5 protein-coding genes and 1 pseudogene are annotated in these 4,902 nt (G+C 32.5%); all 6 read left to right on the top strand.

Annotated features, from left to right (window positions below):
* Positions 1 to 53: 53 nt before the first annotated feature.
* Positions 54 to 464 (top strand): annotated as a pseudogene (locus DW650_RS19055) (conjugal transfer protein); the annotation flags it as partial.
* A 169-nt stretch (positions 465 to 633) separates the two neighbouring features.
* Positions 634 to 1,320 carry a response regulator transcription factor gene (locus DW650_RS19050; protein ID WP_005342931.1) on the top strand — a complete coding sequence of 229 codons (687 nt, stop codon included), beginning with the start codon at positions 634 to 636 and terminating at the stop codon, positions 1,318 to 1,320.
* Positions 1,321 to 1,421: 101 nt separating this feature from the next.
* Positions 1,422 to 2,360, top strand: coding sequence for an ABC transporter ATP-binding protein (locus tag DW650_RS19045; protein WP_035403278.1), 939 nt, complete (start codon positions 1,422 to 1,424; stop codon positions 2,358 to 2,360).
* Positions 2,338 to 3,033: an ABC transporter permease gene (locus DW650_RS19040; protein ID WP_055165788.1), complete on the top strand. Its 696-nt coding sequence runs from the start codon at positions 2,338 to 2,340 to the stop codon at positions 3,031 to 3,033. The genes DW650_RS19045 and DW650_RS19040 overlap by 23 nt, the downstream gene beginning before the upstream one ends.
* A gap of 15 nt (positions 3,034 to 3,048) precedes the next feature.
* The gene (locus DW650_RS19035; RefSeq protein ID WP_054752124.1) at positions 3,049 to 3,786 is read left to right on the top strand and encodes an ABC transporter permease; all 738 of its coding nucleotides are present in this window, start codon (positions 3,049 to 3,051) and stop codon (positions 3,784 to 3,786) included.
* Positions 3,787 to 3,795: 9 nt separating this feature from the next.
* Complete coding sequence (locus tag DW650_RS19030; protein ID WP_035403270.1) at positions 3,796 to 4,695, top strand: sensor histidine kinase; 900 nt, start codon at positions 3,796 to 3,798, stop codon at positions 4,693 to 4,695.
* The last annotated feature ends 207 nt before the right edge of the window (positions 4,696 to 4,902 follow it).

The following is a 4,902-nucleotide window of genomic DNA, read 5'->3' as shown; positions in this document are numbered from 1 at the left end:
GATGACTCCCAGAATTAAACCTAGAAGCCATCGAGAGTTAATTTTTCAGGAAGTTCACAGTGACCGTTCATGTAGATAAGGACGGTGCAATGGTCATTACCCAAAATCCTACCCTTGCTCCGTCGGTACAGAAATCAAAGTATGAACCGAAAGCACAGGAAACAGATGTCAGTGTCAGCTCCGATACTGTCAAGGACGCTACCGCTTTCTTGGAAACATTCTTTAAGCTCTATCCGACAGCTACGGAAAAAGAACTTGCCTATTATGTCAAAGACGGTGTGCTTGCTCCTGTATCCGGCGACTATGTATTTTCAGAACTGGTAAACCCTGTCTTTACCGAAGACGGCGATAACCTCAAGGTCAGTGTGTCTGTAAAGTATCTGGATAACAAGTCGAAAATGACGCAAATCTCACAGTATGAGCTTGTGCTTCATAAGGACGATAACTGGAAGATTGTAGGATAAATGTTACAGCAGAATAGTATGGTAATTGTTTATCCAATCTATACTATTCTGCTTACAATTAGATTGACAAAATAAGAATCCCTCTCATATAATTGGTTGCAATGGTATTGAGGAAATACAACCTTAAATGTATAATGGGAAAGTAGCATTGCAGGAATGAGGTAGGCTAATGAATAAAATATTGATTATTGAAGATGATTTAGAAATAAATGCGTTATTGGCTGATTTCCTAAAAGAAAAAGGATATGCTGTGCATTGCCAATATGATGGACTTCATGTTCTGGATTTTTTGAATAAAGAAAAAATTGATTTGATTATACTTGATATTATGCTTCCTTATCGAAGTGGTGATATTATTTTATCTGATGTACGCAAGAAATTTACGATACCTGTTATTATTATTTCAGCGAAAGAAACTACACAAAATAAAATCGACTTGCTTCGTCTGGGAGCAGACGATTATATCACAAAACCTTTTGATATGGAAGAAGTGCTTGCCAGAATTGAAAGTAATCTGCGAAGAGTACAATTTCAAAATAGCCAGACAGAATGTTTGCAATATAACAATCTGACTTTAGACCTAGAGAAAAATACAGCATTTTTGAATGGAATAGAATTATCCTTAACCGCTAAAGAATTTGGCATTTTAGAATTGTTGATGAAATATCCAGATAAAGTATTTTCAAAATCGAATCTTTTTCAAAGTGTTTGGGATACAGAATATATTGCTGAAGATAATACACTTAATGTTCATATCAGTAATTTACGCAATAAATTAAAAGCGATATGCTCTGATACAGAATTTATTGATACTGTTTGGGGCATTGGCTACCGCCTACATAAAGCTAAGGATTAAACGTTCCTTAGCTTTATTATTTTTTTAACTTTTCTCATTACGATTTAAGAAATTCTTTAAAATTGCCCGTTATACTGGTTTAAGTAAAGGAGGTTTGGGATATGAGTTCAATTATTTTAGAAGCAAAGTCTTTAACCAAAGAATATAAACAAACATTAGCATTAGACCACATAAATTTACAAATAAAAAAAGGAAAAATTTATGGATTTATTGGTCAAAACGGAGCAGGTAAGACTACTTTTTTAAGATTAGTCACAGGGCTTGCGTTTCCAACAAGTGGTACACTTTCTTTATGGGGAAATTCTGGAACAGAAGAATTGCAGAAACAGCGTAAACGAATTGGAAGTATGATTGAAACGCCTGCTCTATTCCCGTCAATGACTGCCTATCAAAATATGGAAGTACAGCGTATTCAACGAGGCATACCAGATAAATCAGTTATTAAAAGGACATTAGATATGGTTGGATTGCAAGATACAGGTAAAAAGAGTGTCCGCAATTTTTCATTAGGTATGCGTCAACGATTGGGGATAGCGATTGCACTTTTAAATACACCAGAACTATTGATTTTAGACGAGCCTATCAATGGTCTTGACCCTGCTGGAATTGTAGAAATCAGAAATTTATTAAAAATTTTGAATAAAGAATATGGTATGACCATTTTGGTTTCAAGCCATATCTTAGAAGAATTGTATCAAACAGCATCAGAATTTATTCTGATTGACCATGGAAAAATTATAGAAGAGATTTCTGATTATGAATTAAATGAACGGTGTAAACGACATATAGCAATTAAAACAACAGATGTTCAGAAAACGGTTCTGGTTTTGGAAGAGAATCTTCATACAGATAACTTTAAACTAATGCCAGATGGCATAATTCGTTTGTATGATTATTTGAATGATTTAGAGACAGTTGCGTCTGCTTTGGCAGAATCGCACATTCTTGTAACAGGACTTTCTGTATCTGGCGATACTTTGGAGGACTATTTTTTGAGCAAAATAGGAGGAACAAAAGATGTCAAATCTCCTAAAAACTGAGTTATATAAGTTGTTTCACAGTTGGTATTTTTGGGGAATTGGAATATTCAATCTCCTTTTGAGTAGCATATTGCTGTTAGATAGTAAAGAACGCTCTTCAAACTTAATTATGGCATCATTATACAATATTCCGTTACTCTATTTTTTGAGTATAGTGTTTATAGCATTGTTCATTGGAAGTGATTTTAGTGGAAGAACTTTAAATACTTATATTACTGCCGGACATAAAAGAAGTTCTATATTTAGAGTAAAGTTAATTGTATCTCAAATAGGTTGTATTATCATTCTGGTATTTCCATTATTTGTACATGGAATTATTAGTCAATTTTATATTGGAGAAAAACTTTTTTGGAATGATAGCACATATACTATGGTTTTACTAACTCTGTTTGCCATGATAACACTGTGTGCATTACCGATGTTTTTTGCTTTTATTTTTCGTGATATGGGGAAAACACTGACAGTTTCAATGGTTTTATTTTTTGTTATGATTTTTTTGCTGAACAGTGAATCTGCACAAATAATCAGCAGAATAATACCAATGGGACAACTTAGGTTAATTTCATTGCAAAAGGTCTATTCGACAAACTTTTGCTTGTTTGTAGATTTTTTATGGAATTTTATTTTATATTTCATTGCAGGTAGTGCTTTTTTACATACAGACTTGAAATAACCGGAGGTGTTTTTTATGGATAAATTATTAAAACTGGAAAAATATCAGTTGTTACATAATTCTATTTACTGGTGTGGTATGATTGGAATATTTATTTTAGGATTTTTTACAGCAGATACTTATGTTACAGAGGTCATGGGATCGACAGAAGAAATTGCTTCTTCTCTTGCTGATATTTTTAATGGAATGGTGTATGATTCTACGTTTCTTCTTATCATCATGTCGGCTATACTTGCATTGATTTTAGGACAGGAATTTTCTAAGAGAACAATAAACTTAGAGGTCAGTGCTGGACATTCCAGAAAACAAATTTTTACAAGTAAAATAATATCGTATTTAATTGCTTTTAATCTTATGGCTCTTGTCTATCCAGTTTCAGGGTGCATAAGGGAATTTGGACGCTTTGGTGTTGCAGACGTGGGAATGTTTTTTTACAATATTATAAAAGCAATCATTTATTCTTGTCTGCTTAATAGTGCGATATTTCTAATTGCAATACTTATTTGTTGCTATTTACAGGATGCTGTAAAAGCAACCTCGGTTACAGCAATTATTATTTTTGGTCTTAGCTTATATCTTGGCTATGGAATGATGTTGAGATTACCAGTCGGTTTTTTACCTACTTATCAAATCAGAATCGTTGTCAGCATGAAAACCTTTTTTCAACCGATAGCTATTTTAGTAGGATGTATATGGTCTGGTATATTGGTATTGCTTTCGTGGATAAAATTTTGTAAATGTGATTTTAAATAGGTGGAGAAAATGTCTAACATAGAATGGATTTTAATTATCATAACAATATTTTTAGTAATACTGCTATTTCGATATATTCAATTAAAAAAACAAATCCGTAATCTTGCGGATCAAGTTAATGAATTGAATTCTGGAAATTCACAGCAGATGTTAGACATTTCGTTGATTGATAAAGATTTAGAAAGACTGGCTGGTATATTGAATCAATATAATATCAGACAACGACAGGCTGTTGCAGGCGTATTACGCAATGAAGAGTATTTAAAAGAATCTGTTGCTAATATATCACATGATTTGCGTACACCTCTTACAGTCATTCTTGGTCATTTACAATTATTGCAAAAAGAAAATTTGGAATCCAGTCAAGCACAGCGTGTAAAAGTGATTTTTAGCAAAGCCGAAAAAATGAAAGAATTGGTAGAAACATTCTATGACCTTTCTATTTTGGAGGAACAGCAGACAGTTCCAGAAAAAGAAAAGTTTAATATATCTAATATGTTAATAAATTTAATTACGGAAAATGCCGTTGCATTAGAAAAGGAGAATATTTTACCCGAAATAAATCTCCCAGATTATTCAATATACGTATATTCTGATAAAAATATGGTAGAACGAATTTTACAAAATCTGTTGACAAATGCAATTAAGTATTCTGTTGGAACGATAAAAATAACACTTATGGAGAAAGAAAATAATAATATTATATTTACCATTGAAAATCCAATGAGTGACAGTTCAGAAATTGATTGCAATCGACTTTTTGACCGTTTTTATACAGGCGATAAATCAAGACATAATGGAAGTACAGGATTGGGACTTGCGGTAGTAAAAACACTTGTTGCCATTCTTGGCGGAAATATTGTTGCAAAAGTACATGCCAATAGCCTTATTATTACTCTTGAATTATAAAGTATTGAAGATATATTCGTATGATAATTTATTGAAGAGTGGACATCAAAATGTAAAGTCAATAGTTTGTAAAGTTCAGTTACAAACTATTGGCTTTTTTCATTACTGTGTAACAAGTAAATTTACGATAAAGAAATAAGGTAAGTATGTAATCATCTGTACCTTGATTATTTAAAACATGCCGCCCATCGGGCGGCACATTTTATT

It is taken from the genome of Roseburia sp. AM23-20 (genome assembly GCF_003470905.1).
GTDB lineage: Bacteria > Bacillota > Clostridia > Lachnospirales > Lachnospiraceae > Roseburia > Roseburia rectibacter.
The sequence above is the reverse complement of the archived record's forward strand: the minus strand, read 5'-3'. Positions and strand labels throughout refer to the sequence as shown.

Bases quoted from the DNA above. Each gene is read 5' to 3' on its own strand.
- DW650_RS19040 (WP_055165788.1), top strand. From the start codon at position 2,338: ATGTCAAATCTCCTAAAAACTGAGTTATATAAGTTGTTTCACAGTTGG.
- DW650_RS19035 (WP_054752124.1), top strand. From the start codon at position 3,049: ATGGATAAATTATTAAAACTGGAAAAATATCAGTTGTTACATAATTCT.
- DW650_RS19030 (WP_035403270.1), top strand. From the start codon at position 3,796: ATGTCTAACATAGAATGGATTTTAATTATCATAACAATATTTTTAGTA.
- DW650_RS19050 (WP_005342931.1), top strand. From the start codon at position 634: ATGAATAAAATATTGATTATTGAAGATGATTTAGAAATAAATGCGTTA.
- DW650_RS19045 (WP_035403278.1), top strand. From the start codon at position 1,422: ATGAGTTCAATTATTTTAGAAGCAAAGTCTTTAACCAAAGAATATAAA.